Raw genomic sequence first — 23,089 nt, 5'->3', positions numbered from 1 at the left:
GTGGGGGAGTGGGGGAGGGGGGAGGGGCAGGGGAGTGGGGGAGTGGGGGAGGGAGCGTCAGCGGATGCGGCGTCCGGACGGCGAGGGCTCGGCGAGCAGGAAGGCGGGCGACGTCCAGTGCCGGCGCGCGAACGCCTCGTGCACCGCCTCCGACACGGCGTCGACCGCGTCGAGGGGCAGCAACGCGATGGCCGAGCCGCCGAACCCGCCGCCGGTCATCCGGGCGCCGAGCGCGCCGGTGGTGCGGGCCACCTCGACCGCGACGTCGAGCTGCGGTGCCGACACCCGGTAGTCGTCGCGCAAGGACACGTGCGAGGCGTCCATCAGCGGGCCGATCTCGGGCAGCCGACCGGCGTCGAGCAGCTCGCAGACCTGCTGCACCCGAGCGATCTCGCTGACCACGTGCCGGACCAGCGGGCGCAGCTCGCGTTCGTCGAGCGCCGCGAGCGTCTGCTCCAGCGGGTCGTCCGCCACCTCGCGCAGGAACGTCACCCGCAGCTCGCGGGCCGCCTCCTCGCAGGCCGCTCGACGAGCCGCGTACTCGTTGCCCGAATGGGTGTGCTCGGCCCGGGTGTCGATGACCAGCAGCGCCAACCCGTGCACGCGGACGTCGAACGGCACCTGGGCCAGCGAGTGGTCGGCGCAGTCCAGCAGCAGGGCGTGCCCGGGCTCGCACTGCAGCGCCGCCGCCTGGTCCAGGCCACCGGAGGGTACCTGGGCGATCTCGTTCTCGCCGCGCACGCTGACCTGCACCAGCCGGGCCCGCCCGGCGTCGTCGTCCGCCCAGTTCAGGCCGGCCAGCTCGGCCGCGGCCAGCACCATCGAGCAGGACAGCGCGGCCGAGGACGACAACCCCGCGCCCACCGGGACGTCGCTGTCGACCACCGCGGTCAGCCCGGCGACCCGCGGCCCGTCCGAGGCCGCGCGCAGCATCGCCACCGCGCCGGCGACGTAGCCGCCCCAACCAGCTGGCCGGCCCGGCCCGATGTCGTTCAACGCGATGCGCAGCGGCTCGTCAGGACGCTGCACCGAGTGGGCCACCAGCTCGTTGCTCGAGTTGCTCGATGCCGCCACGAAAGTGCTGTGCGGCAACGCGATCGGCAGGCAGAGGCCGCCGTTGTAGTCAGTGTGCTCGCCGATCAGGTTGACCCGGCCGGGGGCGGCCCAGACGCCCGCTGCCGGCGCGCTGTGGACCTGCTCGAACGAGTCCGCCACCTGCGCGGCTCGAGCGTCGACGTCCGGCACCGGGTACCAGTACGGCGCGCCCGTCACCCGACCTCCCGCAACCTCGCCGCGATCTGCTCCGGGGTGGCGTCGTTCACCCACGCCCCCATCCCGGTCTCCGAGCCCGCAAGGTACTTCAGCTTGCCGGGGGCCCGCAGCACCGAGGTGATCTGCAGGTGCAGCCGGGCCAGGTCCCGGCCGGTGCTGACCGGCGCCTGGTGCCAGCCGGCGATGTACGGCAGCCGCACCGAACCGCCGTCCGGGGACGGGTGGAACCGGTCCAGCCGGCGCAGCAGGTCCAGGTAGATCTCGGCGAGCTCGTCGCGCTCGGCGCCGTCCAGTGCGGGCAGGTCGGGGACGTCGCGCAGCGGCGCCAGGTGCACCTCGACCGGCCATCGCGCGGCGGCCGGCACGTACGCGGCCCAGTAGCGGCCGGAGACCACGACCCGCTGCCCGCTGCGCAGCTCTGCCTCCAGGACGTCGCGTAGCAGGTTGCCGCCGGTGCGCTCGCGGTGCTCCTCCGCGAGGGTCAGGATGCGCCGGGTGCGCGGCGTCACCCACGGGTAGCCGTAGATCTGGCCGTGCGGATGGGTCAGCGTGACCCCGATCTCGGCGCCGCGGTTCTCGAAGCAGAACACCTGCTGCACACCCTCGACGGCGGCGAGCTCGCGGGTGCGGTCCACCCAGGCCTCCACCACGGTGCGGGCGCGGGCGACAGTGAGGTCCGCGAACGTGGAGTCGTGGTCGCTGGTGAAGCAGAGCACCTCGCAGCGGCCCACTGCGGGCAGGCTCGGCCACAGCGGCTCGTCGTCCACCAAGGTGACGTTGCCGGGCACGCCGTCCACCCGCGTCGAGAAGCTCGGCGACTTGTTCTCGAAGACCACGACGTCGTAGTCGTCGGCCGGGATCTCGGAGGGGACCGTGCCGCGGCCGGTCGGGCACAGCGGGCACTCGTCGGCCGAAGGCATGAACGCGCGGTCCATCCGGTGCGCCGCGATGGTGACCCAGGACCCGCTGAGCGGGTCGAAGCGCATCTGACCGGCACGCTCGGGCGAGAGCGGCGGACGCGAGTCGTGCAGGTTGCGAGTCGCGGTGCCGTCGACGTACGGCGGGCTGTCGTCGTAGTAGACGATCTCCCGGCCGTCGTGCAGGTGGGCACGGGTGCGCCGCACGGCCGCCGTATCGCTCATGGCAGGGTCTCCGCCACGATCAGCTCGCCGACCAGACCCGCCAGGGTGCGCCGGACCTTGCGCGGCAGCCCGGAGTCGGTGACCAGGATGTCGACCCGTTCCAGCGGTGCGATGGCGGCCAGGCCCACGACGTTCCACTTGGAGTGATCGGCCGCCACGATAACCCGCCGGGCACTGGCCACCAGCGCCTGGTTCGTCTCCGCCTCCACGAGGTTCGGCGTGGTCACCCCGGCTCGCTCGTCGAAGCCGTGCACGCCGAGCACCAGGGTGTCCACGTGCAGCTCCGCCAGTGCGCGCACCGCCACCGGGCCCACCAGCGCGTTGGACGGCGTCCGGGTTCCGCCGGTCAGCACCACCGTGCGGCCGGGTGCCGGGCGCTCGTGCAGCAGGTCGGCAACCGGCGGCGAGTTGGTCACCACGGTCAGGTCCTCGACGTCCACCAGCTGCTGGGCCACCGCATAGGTGGTGGTCCCGGCGGACAGCGCGATCGAGGCGCCGGGGCTGATCAGGGCGGCCACCGACGCGGCGATGGCCGACTTCTCGGCCAGCGCCAGCACCGACTTGGCGGCGAACCCGGGCTCGTCGCTGCTGCGCGAGTCGATCGCGGTCGCGCCGCCGTGCACCCGCAGCACGAGGTCCGCCCGGGCCAACGTCTCGATGTCGCGGCGCACCGTCATGTCGGACACGCCCAGCAGGTCGACCAGATCGGAGACCCGCGCCCCGCCGTGCCGGCGGACCTCGGTGAGGATGCGCTCCTGGCGCTGGCGAGCCAGCATCAGCGCTGCTCTCGGACAACGGCCACGGCGCCGGGTGCGAGGGTGAGCTCGCCGTCCACGGCGGTGTCGGCGACCAGGTCGTGGCCGCTGACCTGCACCGCGACCGGGCCACCGGTGTGGTTGATCGCGAAGAGGTACGAGCGATCGGTCGTGGCGCGACGGACGAGCTCCACGCCCGGCGGGGCGGCGGCGGCCGGGCTGACCCCGGCCTCGGCGACGAGCTGGCCGACCAGCGCCTCCAGCCCGTCGCCGTCCAGCCGGGTGGCCAGGTACCAGGCGGCGCCCGCCCCGACCTCGTTGCGGGTCACCGCGGGGACGCCGGGCAGCGGGCCGTCCAGGTAGGAGGCCACCGCCTGCGCGCCGCGCAGGTGCAGGTGCTCGGTCCAGACCGTGGCCGTGCCGCCCCCGTCCAGCCGCACCTCCTGGTCAGGCAGCAGCGGGGCGAACTCCTCGGTGCACACGCCGAGCAGGTCGCGGAACGCTCCGGGGTAGCCGCCCAGGCGGACGTGCAGGTTGGGGTCGACGATGCCGGAGAAGAACGTGACGAGCACGCTGGCCCCGCGCTCCGCGGTCGCGCGCAGCGAGCTCGCCACCGCGTCGTCACACGAGTACAGCGTCGGCACTACCACCAGCTTGTACCCGGACAGGTCCGCGCCGGGGTGCACGACGTCGACCGCGATGCCGCCGAGCAGCAGCTGGCGGTGGATGGCGTGCGCGTCGTCGCCGTAGCGGAGCAGCGAGCTGGGGTGCGAGTCCTGGTCGCAGGCCCAGCCCGCGGCGTAGTCCCACAGCAGCGCGACCTCGGCCTGGACGGTGCTGCCGACGACCTCGGCCAGCCGCTCGCAGACCTGGCCGAGCTGGACTACCTCGCGCCACAGCCGGGTGTCGGTGCCGGCGTGCGGGACGAAGGCCGAGTGGAACTTCTCGGCGCCCGCCTTGGCGGCCCGCCACTGGAAGAAGCCGAGGGTGTCCGCGCCGTGCGCGACGTGCGCGAGGCTGTTGCGCAGCAGCTGCCCCGGCGCCTTGGCCTGGTTGACCGGCTGCCAGTTCACCGCGCTGGTGGAGTGCTCCATCAGCATCCACGGCTCGCCGCCGGCGATGCCGCGGGTCAGGTCGCCGCTGAACGCGAGCTCGGCCTCCTGGTCGGGTTCGGCGGCGACCAGGTAGTGGTCGGTGCTCACGACGTCCTGCGCGGGCCCCCAGGTGAAGTAGTCCAGGTGCCGGAAGTGGTTGAGGGTCATGAAGTTCGTGGTGACCGGGACGCCGGGGGAGAGTCGGTGCAGCACGTCACGCTCGGCGACGAACAGCTCGAGCACGTTGTCCGAGCTGAACCGGCGGAAGTCCAGTGCCTGGGTGGGGTTGACCGCGGTAGGCGCGGTGCGCGGCGGCAGCACCTGGTCGAACGAGGTGTAGCGCTGGCTCCAGAAAGCTGTGCCCCAGGCCTCGTTCATCGCGGCGACGTCGCCGTACCGGCGCTCCAGCCAGGCCCGGAACCGCACACCGCACCGATCGCAGAAGCAGGGGGTGTTGTGGCAGGCGTACTCGTTGCCTACGTGCCACATGGCCACCGCAGGGTGGTCGTGGTACCGGGTCGCCAGGTGCTCGACCAGCTGGACGGCGCGCTCGCGGTAGGTCGGGTTGCTCGGGCAGTAGTGCTGGCGACCGCCGGGCCACAGCCTCGTGCCGTCGGCCCGCTCAGGCAGCAGGTCGCCGTCCTGGTGATACATCCACGGTGGTGGGGACGCGGTGGCGGTCGCCAGGTCGACGGCGATGTCGTTGCCCTGCAGCAGATCCAGCACCCGGTCCAGCCAGCCGGTGTCGAACCGGCCAGGCTCGGGCTCGAGCAGCGACCAGGAGAACACGCCGACGGTGGCGAAGGTGACGCCGGCCTCGCGCATCAGCTGCCCGTCCTGCGCCCACACGTGCTCGGGCCACTGCTCGGGGTTGTAGTCGCCCCCCAGGGCCAGGGACCTCGTCGGCCAGCTCCGCATGTGAGAGACCTTGGACCGAACAGCTCGATAAGTCAACAATAACCAACAGGCCCGAGTCGAACACAGCGGCCACGAGAGACACGCCGCCGCGCCAACTTTGGGCGAACTCTTGACAACAGACGGGTTGGTGACGATGGTAAGCGCCATCAACGTGATCGAATTTGTCTGATCATGATTGACCGTGTCGGCTGAAGTTTCGTCAAAGGAGACGCGATGTCCCGCCCCCAGTCCCAAGCCGAGTACCTCGCGTCGCTCCTGCCGCCGTCGGTGGCCGGCACGCAGTTCGGTCGCAGGGCCCTCTTCCGCGGCGCGCTCGGCGTCGCGGCCGCCGGATCGCTGGCCGCCTGTGGCGGCGACAGCGGCGACTCTGCCACGGACACCAAGTCCGCCACCGGCACCGTGACCTTCGGTTCGAACCAGTCCGACGCGGTTCCGAAGGCTGCTTACGCCAAGGTCACGGACCAGTTCCACACGGCAAACCCGAAGCTGACCGTCAAGACCAACACCGTCGACCACAACACCTTCCAGGAGCAGATCACCAGCTACCTGCAGGGCAGCCCGGACGACGTGTTCACCTGGTTCTCCGGCTTCCGGATGCGCTTCTTCGCGGCCAAGGGGCTGGCTGGCGACATCAGCGACATCTGGCCGGAGATGAAGGGCTTCTCGGACGCCCTCAAGACCGCGTCCACCGGCGACGACGGCAAGCAGTACTTCGTGCCGTTCACCAACTACCCGTGGGCGATCTTCTACCGCAAGAGCGTGTTTGCGGACAAGGGCTACCAGATCCCGAAGACCCTCGACGACCTCACCGCGCTGTCCAAGCAGATGCAGAAGGACGGCCTGTCCCCGATCGCGTTCGGCGACAAGGACGGCTGGCCCGCGATGGGCACCTTCGACCAGCTGAACATGCGGATCAACGGCTTCCAGTTCCACGTCGACCTGATGGCCGGCAAGAAGCCCTGGAACGGCCCCGAGGTCAAGAAGGTGTTCGACACCTGGGCGGGCCTGCTGCCCTACCACCAGGACGCCTCGCTCGGTCGCACCTGGCAGGAGGCAGCGCAGTCGCTGCAGCAGAAGAAGTCCGGCATGTACGTGCTGGGCATGTTCGTCGGGCAGCAGTTCCCCAAGGGTGCCGAACAGGACGACCTGGACTTCTTCCCGTTCCCGGAGATCGACCCGGCCATCGGCGCGGACGCCATCGAGGCACCGATCGACGGCTTCATGATGTCCAAGCGCCCCAAGAACGAGGCCGGTGCGAAGGCGTTCCTGAAATACCTTGGCACACCCGAGGCGGAGGGCGTCTCGGTCGCCGCCGACCCGACGGTCATCGCGGTCAACAGCGGCGCCGACACCAGCGCGTACTCGGCCCTACAGAAGAAGGCCGTGGAGTTCGTGGGCAACGCGAAGAACATCTCGCAGTTCCTCGATCGCGACACCCGTCCGGACTTCGCCAGCAACGTGATGATCCCGGCGATCCAGACCTTCATCAAGAACCCGAAGGACATCGACGGTCTGGTGAACAGCATCGAGAAGCAGAAGCAGTCCATCTTCGCTACCGACGGCTGACCGAGGATCATCGGACCCATGACGACCACCAGCGCGGCAAAACCCCCTCGTGTACGCAAGCCCCGGAAGCGGTCAACTCGACTGACCCGCTCGGACCGGATCTGGCTGACCGTGCTGCTGGGGGTTCCCGCACTGGTGGTCGTCGGGCTGGTGTGGCTGCCGGCCCTGGGAACCGTGGCACTGTCCGCGACCAACTGGGACGGCTTCGAGCCGTTGGGCGACGCGAAGTTCGTCGGGCTGGACAACTTCCGACAGGTCGCGACCAACTACCCGCCGTTCTGGCCGGCATTGCAGCACAACCTGATCTGGCTGTTCGTGACGTTCGCCATCCCGACGATCCTGGGCATGTTCATCGCCGTGCTGCTGGACCGTGAGCTGCGGTTCACCCGCCTCTACCAGAGTGCGTTCTTCCTGCCCGTCGTGCTGTCGCTGGCGTTGGTGGGCTTCATCTGGCAACTCATCTACTCCCGCGACCAGGGGCTGCTGAACGCCGTCCTGGGACTGCACGGGGACCGCGCGATCGACTGGTACGGCGACGCGCGCGTTAACCTGTGGGCCGTCCTGGTCGCGTCGAGCTGGCGGCACACCGGCTACATCATGCTGCTCTACCTGGCGGGTCTGAAGGCGGTGGACCCCTCGCTGCGCGAGGCTGCGGCCATGGACGGCGCCTCCCAGACGCGCACGTTCTTCAGTGTGGTCTTCCCGGTGATGCGGCCGATCAACATCATCGTCCTGGTGGTCACGGTGATCGAGTCGCTCCGAGCGTTCGACCTGGTCTGGGTGATCAACAAGGGCCGCAACGGGCTGGAGCTGATCGGTGCCCTGGTGTTCAGCAACATCGTCGGCGAGGGGCAACGGATCCCCTTCGGGTCCGCGCTGGCCACGATCATGCTAGTGATCTCCGTGGTGTTCATCGTGTTCTACATGATCGCGATCATGCGGGAGGAGAAGCGATGACCGCCGCGACCGGAGCCACCCGGGCCACGGGCTCCCGCGCGCCCAAGCAGTCCACGGGCTCACCCTCCACACCGCGCAAGCCTCGGCACCTGTTGATCTACGGGTTCCTGACGGCGATGGGACTGCTCTGGCTGTTCCCCATCGCCTGGGCGTTGCTGAACTCGTTCCGGGACTACGACTACACGTCGACGCACGGCTACGTCTCGCTGGGCGGCTACACGCTGGACAACTACGTGCATGCCTGGCAGCAGGGCGACTTCGGCCGACACTTCCTGAACTCGGTGATCATCACCGTGCCCGCCCTGGTGATGACGCTGCTGCTGGCGTCGTGCGCGGCCTTCGTACTGTCCCGATTCAGCTTCTGGTTCAACCTGCCGCTGTTGATCGTGTTCACCGCCGGAAACCTGCTGCCGCAGCAGGCGATGCTGGTGCCGCTCTTCCGGCTTTACAACGACGTGCAGGTGCCCTTCTGGCTCAGCGACTCCGGGACGCTCTACAACAGCTACTGGTCGGTGATCATCACCCACATCGCGTTCCAGACCGGCTTCTGCACGTTCGTGCTGAGCAACTACATGAAGACGTTGCCCGGTGAGCTGACCGAGGCCGCCCTGGTGGACGGCGCCGGCGTCCTGCGCCAGTTCTGGCAGGTCATCATGCCGCTGTGCCGCCCCCCGCTGGCCGCGCTGGCGACGCTGCTGGTCACCTGGATCTACAACGACTTCTTCTGGGCGATCGCCTTCATGAGCCAAGGTGACAAGTTCCCGATCACTTCGTCGCTGCAGAACCTGCGTGGCCAGTTCTTCACCGACTACAACCTGCTCTCAGCAGGTTCGGTGATGGTCGCCATCCCGACGATCGTGGTGTTCGTCATCCTGCAGAAGCAGTTCGTCTCGGGCCTGACGCTCGGCGCCAACAAGGGATGACGATCCAGCTGGTGCTGCTGCGCGCGGCCGGCACGTGCGTCCTGCTGGACGTCGACGGCCCAGCACTGCCTCGCGTCCTGCACTGGGGTGCGGATCTGGGCCCCCTCGAAGGAACCGCTGCTGCCGGCCTGCTAGCGGCGCTGACGTCCGCTGTGCCGCGCAGCGCCCTCGACGAGCCGATGACCTTCACCGTGCTGCCCGTCGAGTCCGACGGCTGGTCCGGGACGCCGGGCGTCGCCGGCCACCGGGACGGCCGGCAGGCCCATCCGGTGCTGCGGTTGTCCCGTCCGGTGCAGGTCGACGTCGCCGCTCCCGGTCAGGGCGGGACGGTCACCGCCTGGGCCGGCGACCCCAGCTGCGGGATCGACGTCCAGGTCACCCTCACCCTGACCCCGGACGGTGTGCTGGCCGCCGACGCCGCGGTCACGAACACCGGCGACGGTAGGTACGACGTCGCCGCCGTCCGCCCGGTGCTGCCGCTGCCGGCCGAGGCCGCCGAGCTGCTGGACACCACCGGCCGGTGGTGCCGGGAGGGCAGCCCGCAGCGTCAGGACATCCGGTTCGGTACCTGGTCCCGCGCGTCGCGCCGAGGACGGACCGGGCACGAGGGACCGCTGTTGATGGCCGCCGGCAGCGAGGGCTTCGGGTTCGGGCGGGGCGAGGTGTGGGCCGTCCACCTGGCCTGGAGCGGGGACAGTGAGTACCTCGTCGAGCGGCTGCCGGAGGGTGCCGGCCCGCACGCCTCGACCCTGGTCGCGGCGGAGCTGCTGCGCGCCGGCGAGGTCCGGCTCGAGCCCGGCGAGTCCTACCGGTCGCCGACCGCGCTGTTCGCCTGGTCGGCGGACGGCCTGGACGGCGTCGCCGCCCGCTGGCACGCCTGGCAGCGGGCCCGGCCCGGCCACCCGCGCTCACCTCGCCCGGTCGTGCTGAACACCTGGGAGGCGGTCTACTTCGACCACGACCTCGCTCGGCTCACCGCGCTGGCGGACGTGGCGGCCTCGATCGGCGTCGAGCGCTTCGTGCTGGACGACGGCTGGTTCCGCGGGCGGCGCGATGACACCGCCGGGCTGGGGGACTGGTACGTCGACTCCGACGTCTGGCCACAGGGACTGCATCCCCTGGTGGACCACGTGCGCGGCCTCGGCATGCAGGTCGGCCTGTGGGTGGAGCCGGAGATGGTCAACCTCGACTCCGACCTGGTCCGGGCGCACCCGGACTGGGTGCTCAGCCCGAACGGCGGGCAGGTGCCGCCGAGCTGGCGCAACCAGCAGGTGCTCGACCTGACGAACCCGCTGGCCTGGGCGTACCTGCTCGAGCGGCTGGACGACCTGGTCGGCGAGTACCGGATCGACTACCTCAAGTGGGACCACAACCGCGACCTGCACGCCGCGGGGTCGGCCGGTGGCGCGCAGCCAGGCCACGGCCCGGTGGTGCACGCGCAGACGCTTCGGCTGTACGCGCTGCTGGACGCGCTGCGGACGCGCCACCCGCGCCTGGAGGTCGAGTCCTGCTCCTCCGGCGGGGCCCGGGTGGACCTGGGCATCCTCGCGCACACGGACCGGGTCTGGGCCTCCGACTGCAACGACGCGCTGGAGCGCCAGCAGATTCAGCGCTGGACGACGCAGGTGCTGGCCCCCGAGCTGGTCGGCGCGCACGTCGGGCCGCCGGTCGCCCACACCACCCACCGTCACGTAGACCTGCAGATGCGTTGCGCGACAGCGCTGTTCGGGCATGCCGGCCTGGAGTGGGACCTGACCACGCTGTCGCCGCCGGAGCTGGCGCAGGTCTCCGGCTGGATCGCGGCGTACCGCGAGCTGCGCGGCCTGCTGCACGGCGGCAGGGTGGTTCGCGGCGACCTGCCGGGCGAGGATGCGCTGCTGCACGGTGTGGTGGCGCACGACGGAGCTGCGGCAGTTCTCGCCTACGTGCGGCTCAGCACCGCGCCGTCCGCCCATCCTGGACGGGTCCGCCTGCCCGGGCTGGACCCGTTGCGGCAGTACGACGTCCGGGTCCGACGGGACGTCGGCGAGCCGGCCGTGGTGCAGGTGGCCGCGCCAGGCTGGATGACGTCGGGTGCGGGTCTGCGGCTGTCCGGCGCGGTGCTCGGCGAGGTGGGACTGACCATGCCCGTGCTCGCCCCAGGTGCGGCGCTGGTGCTGCACCTCGTCGCGCTCGATCGGGTCGCCTGACCTCTTGGCGAAACGGGCAATCCGCGCTTATGTCGTGAGACGAGGCGCACGCAGAGTCACAGGAGTACGCCAACGGGCTGACCGGGCTGCTCCTTGTCGCCCGGGATGCGGGGTAGCGCTGCCCGGGAGCAGCCGCTGACCTGAAAGACTGTCGGCCATGTCCGTGACCGACTCCCGTCCGCGCGTCCTGTCCGGGATGCAGCCGACCAGCGACTCCCTGCACCTGGGCAACTACCTGGGCGCGCTGGTCCAGTGGGTCGCCCTGCAGGAGACGCACGACGCGTTCTACTGTGTGGTCGACCTGCACGCGATCACCGTCGAGGTCGACCCCAGGACCCTGCGCGACCGGACCCGGCGGACAGCGGCGCAGTACCTGGCCGGCGGCGTCGACCCGCAGCACTCCACGCTGTTCGTGCAGAGCCACGTGCCGCAGCACGCCGAGCTGGCCTGGGTGCTGGGCTGCATCACGGGTTTCGGCGAGGCGGGCCGGATGACGCAGTTCAAGGACAAGGCCGGCAAGGCCGGCACCGACCGCACGACGGTCGGGCTGTTCACCTACCCGGTGCTGATGGCCGCCGACATCCTGCTCTACGCCGCGGACGCCGTCCCGGTCGGCGAGGACCAGCGCCAGCATCTCGAGCTGACCCGCGACCTGGCGATCCGGTTCAACACCAGGTTCGGCGAGACGTTCACCGTCCCGGAGCCCTACATCGTCAAGGAGACGGCGAAGATCTACGACCTGCAGGAGCCGACCGCCAAGATGAGCAAGTCGGCTGCCAGCCTCTCCGGCGTGATCGACCTGCTGGACGAGCCCAAGGTCACCGCGAAGAAGATCCGCTCTGCCGTGACCGACGCCGAGCGCGAGATCCGCTACGACGTGGCCGACAAGCCGGGCGTGTCCAACCTGCTGAGCATCCACTCGGCGTTGTCTGGCCGGCCGGTCGAGTCGCTGGAGAAGGACTACTCGGGCAAGGGGTACGGCGACCTCAAGGGCGACCTGGCCGACCTGGCCGCCGCAGAACTGGGCCCGTTCCGCGACCGCGCTCTGGCATACCTGGACGACACAGACGCGCTGGACGACGTGCTGGCCACCGGCGCGGCCAAGGCCCGCGAGGTCGCGTCCCGCACACTGGCTCGGGTCTACGACCGGGTCGGCTTCCTGCAGGCGCGGCCGTGAGCGCCCGATGAGTGTCGTGGACCGCAAGTTAGGGCAAGATCGGACGGTGACCAACGGGGTGCAGCGAACCATCGGAGTGGCCATCTCCATCCCGTCTCCCTACGGCGAGGAGCTGCGCGCCTACCGCGCCTCGTTCGGTGACGCGCTGGCCTCGTCCATCCCGACGCACGTGACGCTGCTCCCGCCGACCGAGCTCGACCTGCCGGCGGACGTGGTCACCGAACACCTGGCCCGGGTGGCCGCCAAGTCCCGCTCGTTCGAGATCCACCTGCGCGGGACGTCCACCTTCCGGCCGGTCTCGCCGGTGGTCTTCGTCCCGCTCGTGCAGGGCATCGCGGACTGCGAGCTGCTCGAGCAGGCCGTGCGCCAGGGCCCGCTGGGCCGTGAGATCCAGTTCTACTACCACCCGCACGTCACTGTGGCTCACCACCTCTCGGACGACGCGCTGGACCGCGCGGCCCGCGAGCTGTCCGACTTCGAATGCCGCTTCACCGTGGAGGGATTCCACCTCTACGAGCACGGCCAGGACGAGGTCTGGCGGGCCCAGGGCTGGTTCCCGTTCCCGGTCGCGGGGACGGCGGACGCCGCGAGCAGCCGGTGAAGGAGCTGCTCGCGCGCCTACAGGCCAGCCACCCGTACCGGTCCTGGACCCGGTACGGCAACGCGCGCGGCAACCTGCTGGCCGGCGGGGTCACGTTCGTCGGGTTCTTCTCGGTGATCCCGGTGCTGATCCTGGCCTTCAGTGTCTTCGGGTTCGTGCTGCGAGACCACCCGCAGCTCTTCGACCGGGTCGTTGCCTACATCTCGGACACCCTGCCGGGCATCGTCAAGGACGCCGAGCACCCCGAGGGCCTGCTGGACGCCACCAACCCCCCGACCCCGGACCTGCTGACTATTGCGGGCCTGGTCAGCGTGGTCACGCTGGTATTCGCCGGACTGGGCTGGGTGAACGCGATCCGGGAGGGCACCCGGGCGATGTTCGACCAGCCCCGGCAGACCGGCAACATCGCCTTTCGCAAGATGCGCGACCTCGGCCTGCTGGCCCTGCTGGGCGTTCCGGTGCTCGCCTCCGGCGTGCTGTCACTGGTGGTCACCGGCGCGACGTCCTGGGCGATGGACCGGGTCGGCGTCGACTCCGGCTCCACCAGCGCCCAGGTGCTGGTCCGGGTGCTCGGGGTGCTCGTCGTCCTGGTCGCCGACTTCATCCTGATGGTGATCATCCTGCGGCTGATGAGCGGGCTCACGCTCTCCCGCAGGGACGTCGGTCAGGGCGCCTTGATCGGCGCGGTCGGCATGGGTGTGCTCAAGCTCGGCAGCGGGCTGCTGCTGGCCAGTGCGTCCCGCAAGCCGGTGCTGGCCAGCTTCGCGGTGATCATCGGGTTGCTCCTGCTGATCAACCTGATCAGCCGCGTCGTGCTGCTGTCGGCCGCCTGGGCGGCGACCGGCCTGCAGGACCGTGGGCGGCTCGGCACCGGGACCCCGGTCGAACCCCTGCCGCGCCGGGCCGGGCCGCGCGAGGCCATGCTGCCGAGCTTCGGTCAGCGCTCGGCCGACCGGACGTCCCTGGCTGCGGGCGCCGTGCTCGGGGTCAGCGCACTGGTTGTCGCGCGGAGCGTGCGACACGGGCTGCGTGCAGCTGTCGGCGCCGTGCGCGGGCGCTGAGCCCGAGCAACGAACCGACCAGCAGCACCGCGATGCCGGCTGCCGTCGCGACCAGCACCAGCGTGCTGCGGTCGCCGGCCGAGGACCGGGCCAGCGCCACCGCCGAGCCGGCAGCCGCGACGGGCGCGGGCGAGGCGGTGGCGGGCGCGGCGGCCTGCAGCTCGGCCGCCTGCTCGGGGGTGACCAGGGAGCCGACCGGCCGGGCCAGCCCGCCGTACCTGAAGGCCCAGTCGAACAGTGCCGCCTGAGGTCGCCAGCTGCTCTCGCCGCGGCGCAGGGCGGTCAGCACGTAGGTGTGCCCGCCGCGGGTGGCGGCCGCGATCGCCGTCCATCGCGCAGCGACGGTGTAGCCGTTCTTCACGCCGGTCGCGCCGTCGTAGTTGAACAGGAACGTGTTGTGGTTGGAGATCTGGTAGCTCTTGCGCTTCTTGCCGGGCAGCTGCTTGCCCGGGAACTGCGCGTGCTTGGTGGCGACCAGGGCGCGCAGCTGCGGCAGCGCCATCGCGGCCCGGGCGACCAGCGCCAGGTCGTACGCGCTGGACAGCTGCCCGGGCGCGTCCAGCCCGCTCGGGTTGTGCACCACGGTGTCGAAGGCGCCGAGGCGCTGGGCGTTGGCCTGCATGGCCGCCACGGTGGCCCGCACGCCGCCGGCGCCACCGGCCACCCTGGCCAGGGCCGTCGCGGTGTCGTTGCCGGAGGACAGCATCGTGCCGAGCAGGAGCTGCTGGACCGTGTACTTCGAGTGCGGGTCGAGCCCGACCTGGGTGCCCTCGACGAGGTCCTCGTTGGCCGCCTGCACCAGGGCGCCCGGGTCCAGCTGCGGCATCGTGGTCAGCACCGTGAGCGTCTTGAGCGTGGACGCCGGCAGGTAGCGGCCGTGCGCGTTGCGGGCCGCGATCACTTCGCCGGTGTCCAGGTCGGCCAGCACCCAGCCGCCGGCGCTGAACTTCGGCGGGGCGGGGACGCCGTCCGGCAGGTCGGTGACCACGGTCTTGGCGGCGAGCCGCTCCCCACCGACCACCGGGCGGGGGTTGGTCGTGGTGGTGGTCGCGACGGCGGACGACGGTCCGGCCAGCAGCAGGGCGGCAGACGCGGCGGCGACGGCCGCAGCTGGCAATGTCGGAAACCGCACGGTCAGACCTTGCGGGTCAGGAGGGCACGCTTGACCTCCTGGATCGCTTTGGTGACCTCGATGCCCCGCGGGCACGCGTCCGTGCAGTTGAACGTGGTGCGGCAGCGCCACACGCCTTCCTTGTCGTTCAGGATCTCCAGCCGCTGGTCGCTGCCCTCGTCGCGGCTGTCGAAGATGAACCGGTGCGCGTTGACGATCGCCGCCGGGCCGAAGTACTGGCCGTCGCCCCAGAACACCGGGCAGGACGACGTGCACGCGGCGCACAGGATGCACTTGGTGGTGTCGTCGAACCGGTCGCGCTGCTCCTGGCTCTGGATGCGCTCTCGGGACGGCTCGTTCCCGCTGGTCACCAGGAACGGCATCACCTCGCGGTAGGCCGCGAAGAACGGGTCCATGTCGACCACGAGGTCCTTCTCGACCGTCAGGCCCTTGATCGGCTCGACCGTGATCGGCTTCTTCGGGTTGAGGTCCTTGAGCAGCGTCTTGCAGGCGAGCCGGTTCTTGCCGTTGATCCGCATCGCGTCCGAGCCGCAGACGCCGTGCGCGCAGGAGCGGCGGAAGGTCAGCGAACCGTCCTGCTCCCACTTGATGGTGTGCAGCGCGTCCAGCAAACGGTCGGTCGCGTGCACCGTGACCCGGTAGTCCTCCCAGTGCGGCTCGGCGTCCGCCTCGGGGTTGAACCGGCGGATCCGCAGGGTGACGTCGAAGCTCGGGACCGCGCCCACCTCGGCGGGGCGAGTCTCCTGCGTGGTCGTCATCAGTACTTGCGCTCCATCGGCTCGTAGCGGGTCTGCACGACCGGCTTGTAGTCGAGGCGCACGCTCGTGGAGTCGGCGCCCTCTTCACGGTAGGCCATCGTGTGCCGCATGAAGTTCACGTCGTCGCGCAGCGCATAGTCCTCACGGAAGTGGCCGCCGCGCGACTCCTTGCGCTCCAGCGCACCGAGCACGATGACCTCGGCCAGGTCGAGCAGGAACCCGAGCTCGACGGCCTCGAGCAGGTCGGTGTTGAACCGCTTGCCCTTGTCCTGCACGGAAACGTTGCGGTAGCGGTCTTTCAGGCCCTCGATGTCGGACAGCGCCTGCTTCAGCGAGCCTTCGGTGCGGAACACCTGGGCGTTGCGGTCCATGGTCTCCTGCAGAGCCTTGCGGACGACCGCCACGCGCTCGCCGTCCTGCCGCGAGCGCATCGACTCCAGCAGCTCGACGGTCCCCGCCTCGGGCGTGTCGGGCAGGTCGACCAGCGGTGCGGTGGCGGCGAACTCGGCGGCCGCGATGCCCGCTCGGCGGCCGAACACGTTGATGTCCAGCAGCGAGTTGGTACCCAGCCGGTTCGAGCCGTGCACGGACACGCAGGCGACCTCGCCGGCGGCGTACAGGCCGGGGACGACGTGGGTGTTGTCCCGCAGCACTTCCGCCTCGACGTTGGTCGGCACGCCGCCCATCGCGTAGTGGGCGGTCGGGTAGACCGGCACCGGCTCGGTGTAGGGCTCGACCCCGAGGTAGGTGCGGGCGAACTCGGTGATGTCCGGCAGCTTCGCGTCGATGTGCGCGGGCTCGAGGTGGGTCAGGTCGAGCAGCACATAGTCCTTGTTCGGCCCGCAGCCGCGGCCCTCGCGCACCTCGTTGGCCATCGAGCGGGCGACGATGTCGCGCGGCGCGAGGTCCTTGATCGTCGGGGCGTAGCGCTCCATGAAGCGCTCGCCCTCGCTGTTGCGCAGGATGCCGCCCTCGCCGCGCGCGGCCTCGGACAGCAGGATGCCGAGCCCGGCCAGGCCGGTGGGGTGGAACTGGAAGAACTCCATGTCCTCCAGCGGCAGGCCCTTGCGGAACGCGATGCCCATGCCGTCACCGGTCAGGGTGTGCGCGTTGGACGTCGTCTTGTAGACCTTGCCGACGCCGCCGGTGGCCAGCACCACCGACTTGGCGCGGAAGATGTGGATCTCGCCGGTGGACAGCTCGTAGGCCACCACGCCGGCGGTGCGCAGCGTCTCGCCGCTGCCGGTGGTGATCAGGTCGAGCACGTAGTACTCGTTGAAGAACTCGACGTCCTGCTTGACGCAGTTCTGGTACAGCGTCTGCAGGATCATGTGGCCGGTGCGGTCCGCGGCGAAGCAGGAGCGCCGGACGGCGGCCTCACCGTGGTTGCGGGTGTGCCCACCGAAGCGACGCTGGTCGATCTTGCCCTCGGGCGTCCGGTTGAACGGCAGGCCCATCCTCTCCAGGTCGAGGACGGCGTCGATGGCCTCCTTGCACATCACCTCGGCGGCGTCCTGGTCGACGAGGTAGTCGCCGCCCTTGACCGTGTCGAAGGTGTGCCACTCCCAGTTGTCCTCCTCGACGTTGGCCAGCGCGGCGCACATGCCGCCCTGAGCCGCGCCGGTGTGCGAGCGGGTCGGGTAGAGCTTGGTCAGCACCGCCGTCCGGACCCGCTTGCTGGACTCCAGGGCCGCGCGCATGCCGGCACCGCCGGCACCGACGATGACCACGTCATAGGTGTGCGTCTGCATGAGTGACATCCCTACTTGGTGCAGAACGACGGGAGCAGGTTGGCGGGCTCGCCCACCGGGCACGGGTCGAAGGTGAAGATGACCAGCGTGCCGAGCACCAGGATCAGCGCGGCGCTCAGCAGCAACAGGGTCTTGAGCACGATGCGGGTGCTGTCCTTCTCGGCGTAGTCGTTGATCACGGTGCGCACGCCGTTGACCCCGTGCAGCTCGGCCAGCCACAGCATCAGCAGGTCCCAGGTCTGCCAGAACGGGCTGGACCACTTGCCGCCGACGAAGGCGAAGTCGATCGCCTTGATGCCCTGGCCGCTGACCAGGTTGACGAACAGGTGGCCGAACACGAGTGCGATCAGCACCACGCCGGAGCCGCGCATGAACAGCCACGAGTAGAGCTCGAAGTTGCTGCGGGTCGCCCGGCTGCGGCGGAACGGTGCCCGCGGAGCCTCGATGGTGGTCATGTCAGCTCCCTCAGCCGAAGACGTGCATCAGGTGGCGGACGGCGAACGGTGCGAAGAGCAGCACCCACAGCGCCATGACGACCCAGAGCATCTGCCTCTGGTAGCGCGGTCCCTTGGACCAGAAGTCGACCAGCATGATCCGCACACCGTTGAACGCGTGGAAGATGATCGCGGCGACCAGCCCGGCCTCGCCGAGCCCGACGATCGGGTTCTTGTAGGTCCCGATCACCTCGTTGTAGGCGTGCGGGGAGACGCGCACCAGCGCGGTGTCCAGCACGTGCGCGAAGAGGAAGAAGAAGATCAGCACGCCGGTCACCCGGTGCGCGACCCACGACCACATCCCCTCGCGGCCCCGGTACAGGGTGCCTGCGGGTGCCTTGGGCACGACGTTCCCTTTCGCCTGACGGGGGAAGACGCGTCGACCCGACAGGCTGCGGTGGTGCAGGGGGGCGGGGGACGGCGACGTCCACGACGTGGTCACTTTAGTGAGGTCGGGCGCCGACCGCTGCACCGGGCACGGCGGGTGTGACCAACCCCTCACGCACGATCGCCGGAAGGGTCATTCGGCTGGCTGCCTTCGGTAACGTCACCGCCGTGATCACCGATCTGACCGCCGTGGTGCCCGCCGGCGGAGCCGGGACGCGACTGTGGCCCCTGTCGCGACGCGCCGAGCCGAAGTTCCTGCTGGACCTCACCGGGACAGGGCGCACGCTGCTGCAGCAGACCTGGGACCGGCTGGACGGCGTGGCCGGCCGGGTCTGCGTGGTGACCGGTGCCGCCCACGCGGGCGCGGTCGCCCGCCAACTGCCCGGCCTCGACCTGGACGACCTGCTGGCCGAGCCCTCGCCGCGCGACTCGGCCGCGGCGATCGGCCTGGCTGCTGCTGTCGTGCACGCCCGGAACCCCCAGGCGGTGGTCGGCTCCTTCGCCGCGGACCACGTGATCGCCGATGCCTCGCTGTTCGCCGCCGCGGTCGAAGAGGCGGTCGCCGTCGCGCGCACCGGGCGGTTGGTGACCATCGGCATCACGGCGACCCGCCCCGCCACCGGGTTCGGCTACATCCGACCGGGCGACCCGCTGGGAGTGGTCGGCGCGCCGTCCGCGCTGGCGGTGGATGAGTTCGTCGAGAAGCCGGACGCCGCGACCGCCGAGCGCTACCTGAAGCAGGGATACCGGTGGAACGCGGGCATGTTCGTGGCGCGGGCCGCGGTCCTGCTGGAGCTGCTGGACGGGTACCGCCCGCAGCTGGCGGCCGGCCTGCGGGCGATCGGCGCGGCATGGGACACCCCGCAGCGCCAGCAGGTGCTCGATGAGGTGTGGCCGACGCTTGAGAAGGTGGCCATCGACTACGCCGTCGCCGAGCCGGCCGCGGCCGCCGGGCGGGTCGCGGTCGTTCCGGGGGAGTTCGGCTGGGACGACGTCGGCGACTTCGGCTCGCTGCAGTCGGTGCTACCGGACGAGCGCCTGTCGGTGCTGGGCGGCGGCGAGCTGCTGTCGGTGGACGCGAGCGGTCTGGTGGTGACCTCGCCCGGGCGGGTGGTCGCGCTGCTCGGGCTGCAGGACGTGGTGGTGGTGGACACCCCGGACGCCGTGCTGGTGGCGGCGCGCTCGCACGTCCAGCAGGTCAAGAGCATCGTCGACCGGCTCGCCGCCGCCGACCGCACCGACCTCCTCTGAGCTCCTGCCCCCTGATCACCGCGGGACCATGCGGACGTCGGGTCGCCGCCCGGTCGCACGGGCCGCGAGGTAGGCCTGCTCGACCCGACGCCGGAACGCCGCCGGGTCACGGCGGAACCCGGTCGGCGTCACGGCCAGGACCAGGACGCCGTACTCGCCCAGACGGGTGTCTGCGGCTACGGTCTGCTCCCAGTCGCGACCCGGACGTGGTGCGCCCGCGAGTGCTCCTGCCCGGCGAGCCGGACGTCGTCCAGCCAGAAGTCCGGAGTGGGCAGACGTGTGCCGTCGGCAGCGACCAGGCACGGGTTGGCGACGACCGCGGGCAGCACCTTGCTGAGGGCGAGCTCGCGTAGCACCTGCGCCTCCGGCAACGACACGCGCCCAGTGCCACATCCTCCAGCGCACGTCGAAGCGGAGCCCGTCCCCGCACGGGCCCCGCGGCGACCTCGGCCTGCAGGTCCTCCGGCCGCAGGAGCCTTCGCTGGACGACGCTGATCAGCAGGGCCCGCGCGTCCTGCGGTCCGAGCTCGCGCGCCGTGTCGACGGCCGCGCGGGCGGGCGAGCAGATCACGAGCGGGCCCACCCGCCAGGCCGCTGGGTCGGGGTAGGTGCGACGGCGTACGGCGAAGCCCTCCCGGCGCGACGTTCCACCGGATCGCCGCCCGGCTGACGCCGGCGACGAGCAGCTGACGGGTGCTCACCAGGCCGCGCTGCTCGTGGGCGGTCCTGGTCAGGGACGGTGGTAGCTGCACGGCACGGGTCCCCTGTGAGGTCGGACACGGGCGGGGCGCGGATGCCCGCCGCGTCGATACCCTTCCCGGGTGAGTGAATCGCACACCGAGTCGGGTCTTGAGCTGCACACCGTCTACGGGCCGCAGGAGCTGGACGGTTGGGACGCCGAGCAGCAGCTGGGTGAGCCGGGGCAGTACCCGTTCACCCGCGGGGTGTACCCGAGCATGTACACCGGCCGGCCCTGGACCATGCGCCAGTACGCCGGGTTCGGCACCGCCAAGGAGTCCAACGAGCGCTACCACCAGCTCGTCGCGGCTGGCACCGGCGGGCTGAGCGTGGCGTTCGACCTGCCGACCCAGATGGGCTACGACTCCGACGACCCGATCGCGCACGGCGAGGTCGGCAAGGTCGGCGTCGCCATCGACTCGATCGACGACATGCGCCTGCTCTTCGACGGCATCCCGCTGGAGGAGGTGTCGACGTCCATGACGATCAACGCCCCCGGCTCGGTGCTGCTGCTGCTGTACCAGCTGGTCGCGGAGGAGCACGGCGTCGAGGGTGGCCAGCTGACCGGCACGATCCAGAACGACGTGCTCAAGGAGTACATCGCGCGCGGCACGTACATCTTCCCGCCGGCCGAGTCGCTGCGGCTGATCGCGGACACCTTCGCGTACTGCCGCAAGGAGCTGCCGCGCTGGAACACGATCTCGATCAGCGGGTACCACATGGCCGAGGCCGGTGCCACGCCCGTGCAGGAGATCGCGTTCACCCTGGCCAATGCCAAGGCGTACGTGCAGGCGGCGCTGGACGCCGGCCTGTCCGTCGACGACTTCGCGCCCCGGCTGTCCTTCTTCTTCGTGGCCCGGACGACGTTCCTGGAGGAGGTCGCCAAGTTCCGGGCCGCCCGCCGCATCTGGGCGCAGATCATGCGCGACGAGTTCGGCGCCAAGGACCCCAAGTCGCTGATGCTGCGCTTCCACACCCAGACGGCCGGGGTGCAGCTCACCGCCCAGCAGCCTGAGGTCAACCTCGTGCGGGTCGCGCTGCAGGGGCTCGGCGCGGTGCTCGGCGGCACCCAGAGCCTGCACACCAACTCCTACGACGAGGCGATCGCGCTGCCCACCGCCAAGGCGGCCCGGCTCGCCCTGCGCACCCAGCAGGTGATCGCGTACGAGACGGACGTGACCAAGACGGTCGACCCGTTCGCCGGCTCCTACCTGGTCGAGACCATGACCGACGAGATCGAGGCCGCCGCCCGCGAGCTGATCCGGGCCGTCGAGGACCGCGGCGGCGCGGTGTCCGCGATCGAGGAGGGCTTCCAGAAGGCCGAGATCGAGCGCTCGGCGTACCAGGTGGCCCAGGAGATCGACGCCGGCGACCGCGTGATCGTCGGCGTCAACCGGTTCACGGTGGACGTCGAGGACCCGTACGAGCCGCTGCGGGTCGACCCCGCCATCGAGGCCGAGCAGGCCGCCCGGCTGGCCACGCTGCGGGCCGAGCGCGACCAGGCCGAGGTGGACCGGGCGCTCGCCGCGGTTCAGGAAGCCGCCCGAGGCGCCGAGAACGTGTTGTACCCGTTGCGCTCGGCCTTGGCCGCCCGCGCCACCGTGGGCGAGGTCTGCCACGCGCTGCGGGAGGTGTGGGGCACCTACGTCCCGCGCGACGCCTTCTGACGGATAAGCCTTCTGACGGATAACCTGGACTGACCGTGACTACCGACGCCCGAGACCTCGCGTACGCGACGTCCCAGATCGTGGCCGACCTCGAACCTGAGCTCATCGACGTTCGGCGTGACCTGCACGCCCACCCCGAGCCCTCGTGGCAAGAGCTGCGCACCTGCGACGTGGTCGCCGCCCGGCTGGAGAAGGCCGGGATCGCCGTCCAGGGACTGCCGCGCAGCGGGCTGGTCGCCGAGGTCGGTGACCCGGACGCCGGACCGGTCGTCGCGCTGCGCGCCGACCTGGACGCCCTGCCGCTGGTCGACGAGACGACGGACCCCTGGCGCTCGACGGTGGACGGCGTGGCGCACGCCTGCGGTCACGACGTGCACACCGCCTCGCTGCTGGGCGCCGGGCTGGCCCTGGCCGAGCACCACCGGGCGAGCCCGCTGCCGGGGCGGGTGCGGCTGCTGTTCCAGCCGGCCGAGGAGGTCATGCCCGGCGGGGCGCTGGACCTCATCGCCGCCGGCGTGCTCGAGGACGTCACCAGCATCTTCGCCCTGCACTGCGACCCGTCCATCGACGCCGGCACGATCGGCCTGCGGGAGGGCCCGATCACCGCGGCCACCGACTCGGTCACCGTCCGGCTGCGCGGCAAGGGCGGGCACACCTCGCGCCCGCACCTGACCCAGGACCTCACGTTCGCCCTCGCCAAGCTCGTCACGGACGTCCCCGGCGCCCTGTCGCGCCGGCTGGACCCGCGGGCCGGCGCCAGCCTGGTCTGGGGCCGGATCGGCGCCGGCTCGGCGGCCAACGTCATCCCCGCCTACGGCGAGGTCGCCGGCACCCTGCGGGTGCTGGACATCCGCGCCTGGGCGCAGGCCCAGCAGATCGTCGACGAGGTCGTCCGCGCCGTCGTCGCGCCGTACGGGGTGAGCGCCGAGGTCGAGCACGTGCGAGGCGTCCCGCCGGTGGTCAACGAGCCCTGGGCCGCGGGTCATCTGGCTGCCGCCGCCGGCCAGATGGTCGGGGTGGGCTCATTGGTCGGCACCGAGCAGAGCCTGGGCGGCGAGGACTTCGCCTGGTACCTCGAGTCGGTCCCGGGTGCGATGGCCCGGCTGGGCACCCGGACGCCGGGCGGTCCGACGTTCGACCTGCACCAGGGCAACCTGCGGGTGGACGATGCGAGCGTGCCGGTGGGCAGCAAGCTGCTGGCCCAGGTGGCGCTCCAGGCGCTGGTGTCCTGACCTGCACCGGTTCGACATGGTCCG

At 71.0% G+C, this 23,089-nt stretch carries 20 protein-coding genes; 10 read left to right on the top strand and 10 right to left on the bottom strand.

Features of this window, described 5'->3' with window-relative positions; genetic code table 11:
• Positions 1-57 precede the first annotated feature (57 nt).
• From galK to ACPPVT_RS18210, 4 genes are read right to left on the bottom strand one after another with little or no spacing between them, the layout of a single operon-like run.
• Positions 58-1,272 (bottom strand): galactokinase, encoded by a 1,215-nt coding sequence (gene galK / locus ACPPVT_RS18225; RefSeq protein ID WP_426562737.1) that lies wholly within the window; start codon positions 1,270-1,272, stop codon positions 58-60.
• Positions 1,269-2,414 carry a galactose-1-phosphate uridylyltransferase gene (galT, locus tag ACPPVT_RS18220; RefSeq protein ID WP_426562735.1) on the bottom strand — a complete coding sequence of 382 codons (1,146 nt, stop codon included), beginning with the start codon at positions 2,412-2,414 and terminating at the stop codon, positions 1,269-1,271. Before galT ends, galK begins: the two co-directional genes overlap by 4 nt.
• The gene (locus tag ACPPVT_RS18215) at positions 2,411-3,190 is read right to left on the bottom strand and encodes a DeoR/GlpR family DNA-binding transcription regulator (RefSeq protein WP_426562733.1); all 780 of its coding nucleotides are present in this window, start codon (positions 3,188-3,190) and stop codon (positions 2,411-2,413) included. Before ACPPVT_RS18215 ends, galT begins: the two co-directional genes overlap by 4 nt.
• Positions 3,190-5,181, bottom strand: coding sequence for a beta-galactosidase (locus ACPPVT_RS18210; protein ID WP_426562731.1), 1,992 nt, complete (start codon positions 5,179-5,181; stop codon positions 3,190-3,192). The genes ACPPVT_RS18215 and ACPPVT_RS18210 overlap by 1 nt, the downstream gene beginning before the upstream one ends.
• 213 nt (positions 5,182-5,394) lie before the next feature.
• On the opposite strand from ACPPVT_RS18210, the gene ACPPVT_RS18205 reads away from it, so the two are divergent.
• The 7 genes from ACPPVT_RS18205 to ACPPVT_RS18175 all read left to right on the top strand — a co-directional run bounded on the left by ACPPVT_RS18205 (position 5,395) and on the right by ACPPVT_RS18175 (position 13,655).
• Complete coding sequence (locus ACPPVT_RS18205; RefSeq protein ID WP_426562729.1) at positions 5,395-6,747, top strand: ABC transporter substrate-binding protein; 1,353 nt, start codon at positions 5,395-5,397, stop codon at positions 6,745-6,747.
• Between the two features lie 18 nt (positions 6,748-6,765).
• Positions 6,766-7,704, top strand: coding sequence for a carbohydrate ABC transporter permease (locus ACPPVT_RS18200; RefSeq protein ID WP_426562727.1), 939 nt, complete (start codon positions 6,766-6,768; stop codon positions 7,702-7,704).
• Entirely contained in the window at positions 7,701-8,627 is a 927-nt protein-coding gene (locus ACPPVT_RS18195) for a carbohydrate ABC transporter permease (protein WP_426562725.1), read from the top strand. Before ACPPVT_RS18200 ends, ACPPVT_RS18195 begins: the two co-directional genes overlap by 4 nt.
• Positions 8,624-10,816, top strand: coding sequence for an alpha-galactosidase (locus ACPPVT_RS18190; protein ID WP_426562723.1), 2,193 nt, complete (start codon positions 8,624-8,626; stop codon positions 10,814-10,816). The genes ACPPVT_RS18195 and ACPPVT_RS18190 overlap by 4 nt, the downstream gene beginning before the upstream one ends.
• A 157-nt stretch (positions 10,817-10,973) precedes the next feature.
• Entirely contained in the window at positions 10,974-11,993 is a 1,020-nt protein-coding gene (trpS, locus tag ACPPVT_RS18185) for a tryptophan--tRNA ligase (RefSeq protein ID WP_426562721.1), read from the top strand.
• Positions 11,994-12,039: 46 nt separating this feature from the next.
• Positions 12,040-12,594 (top strand): 2'-5' RNA ligase family protein, encoded by a 555-nt coding sequence (locus ACPPVT_RS18180; RefSeq protein WP_426562719.1) that lies wholly within the window; start codon positions 12,040-12,042, stop codon positions 12,592-12,594.
• Positions 12,591-13,655 (top strand): YihY/virulence factor BrkB family protein, encoded by a 1,065-nt coding sequence (locus ACPPVT_RS18175; RefSeq protein WP_426562717.1) that lies wholly within the window; start codon positions 12,591-12,593, stop codon positions 13,653-13,655. Before ACPPVT_RS18180 ends, ACPPVT_RS18175 begins: the two co-directional genes overlap by 4 nt.
• Here ACPPVT_RS18175 and ACPPVT_RS18170 read toward each other — a convergent pair.
• The 5 genes from ACPPVT_RS18170 to sdhC are packed head-to-tail and all read right to left on the bottom strand — an operon-like array spanning position 13,582 to position 18,136.
• The gene (locus ACPPVT_RS18170; protein ID WP_426562715.1) at positions 13,582-14,787 is read right to left on the bottom strand and encodes a D-alanyl-D-alanine carboxypeptidase family protein; all 1,206 of its coding nucleotides are present in this window, start codon (positions 14,785-14,787) and stop codon (positions 13,582-13,584) included. The genes ACPPVT_RS18175 and ACPPVT_RS18170 overlap by 74 nt on opposite strands.
• A gap of 2 nt (positions 14,788-14,789) precedes the next feature.
• Entirely contained in the window at positions 14,790-15,545 is a 756-nt protein-coding gene (locus ACPPVT_RS18165; RefSeq protein ID WP_426562713.1) for a succinate dehydrogenase iron-sulfur subunit, read from the bottom strand.
• Entirely contained in the window at positions 15,545-17,296 is a 1,752-nt protein-coding gene (sdhA, locus tag ACPPVT_RS18160) for a succinate dehydrogenase flavoprotein subunit (RefSeq protein WP_426562711.1), read from the bottom strand. Before sdhA ends, ACPPVT_RS18165 begins: the two co-directional genes overlap by 1 nt.
• Positions 17,297-17,307: 11 nt before the next feature.
• On the bottom strand, positions 17,308-17,751 hold the full coding sequence (locus ACPPVT_RS18155; protein WP_426562709.1) for a succinate dehydrogenase hydrophobic membrane anchor subunit: 444 nt from the start codon (positions 17,749-17,751) through the stop codon (positions 17,308-17,310).
• 10 nt (positions 17,752-17,761) lie between these two features.
• Complete coding sequence (gene sdhC, locus ACPPVT_RS18150) at positions 17,762-18,136, bottom strand: succinate dehydrogenase, cytochrome b556 subunit (RefSeq protein WP_426562707.1); 375 nt, start codon at positions 18,134-18,136, stop codon at positions 17,762-17,764.
• 212 nt (positions 18,137-18,348) lie between these two features.
• On the opposite strand from sdhC, the gene ACPPVT_RS18145 reads away from it, so the two are divergent.
• Positions 18,349-19,428 (top strand): mannose-1-phosphate guanylyltransferase, encoded by a 1,080-nt coding sequence (locus ACPPVT_RS18145; RefSeq protein ID WP_426567203.1) that lies wholly within the window; start codon positions 18,349-18,351, stop codon positions 19,426-19,428.
• A gap of 176 nt (positions 19,429-19,604) precedes the next feature.
• Here ACPPVT_RS18145 and ACPPVT_RS18140 read toward each other — a convergent pair whose 3' ends face one another.
• Entirely contained in the window at positions 19,605-19,805 is a 201-nt protein-coding gene (locus ACPPVT_RS18140) for a hypothetical protein (RefSeq protein WP_426562706.1), read from the bottom strand.
• A gap of 444 nt (positions 19,806-20,249) precedes the next feature.
• Between ACPPVT_RS18140 and ACPPVT_RS18135 the strand changes: the two genes are divergently transcribed.
• Entirely contained in the window at positions 20,250-21,833 is a 1,584-nt protein-coding gene (locus tag ACPPVT_RS18135) for an acyl-CoA mutase large subunit family protein (RefSeq protein ID WP_426562704.1), read from the top strand.
• A 35-nt stretch (positions 21,834-21,868) separates the two neighbouring features.
• Positions 21,869-23,065 carry an amidohydrolase gene (locus ACPPVT_RS18130; RefSeq protein ID WP_426562702.1) on the top strand — a complete coding sequence of 399 codons (1,197 nt, stop codon included), beginning with the start codon at positions 21,869-21,871 and terminating at the stop codon, positions 23,063-23,065.
• Positions 23,066-23,089 lie beyond the last annotated feature (24 nt).

Source organism: Angustibacter sp. McL0619 (genome assembly GCF_049994355.1).
GTDB lineage: Bacteria > Actinomycetota > Actinomycetes > Actinomycetales > Angustibacteraceae > Angustibacter.
The sequence above is the reverse complement of the archived record's forward strand: the minus strand, read 5'-3'. Positions and strand labels throughout refer to the sequence as shown.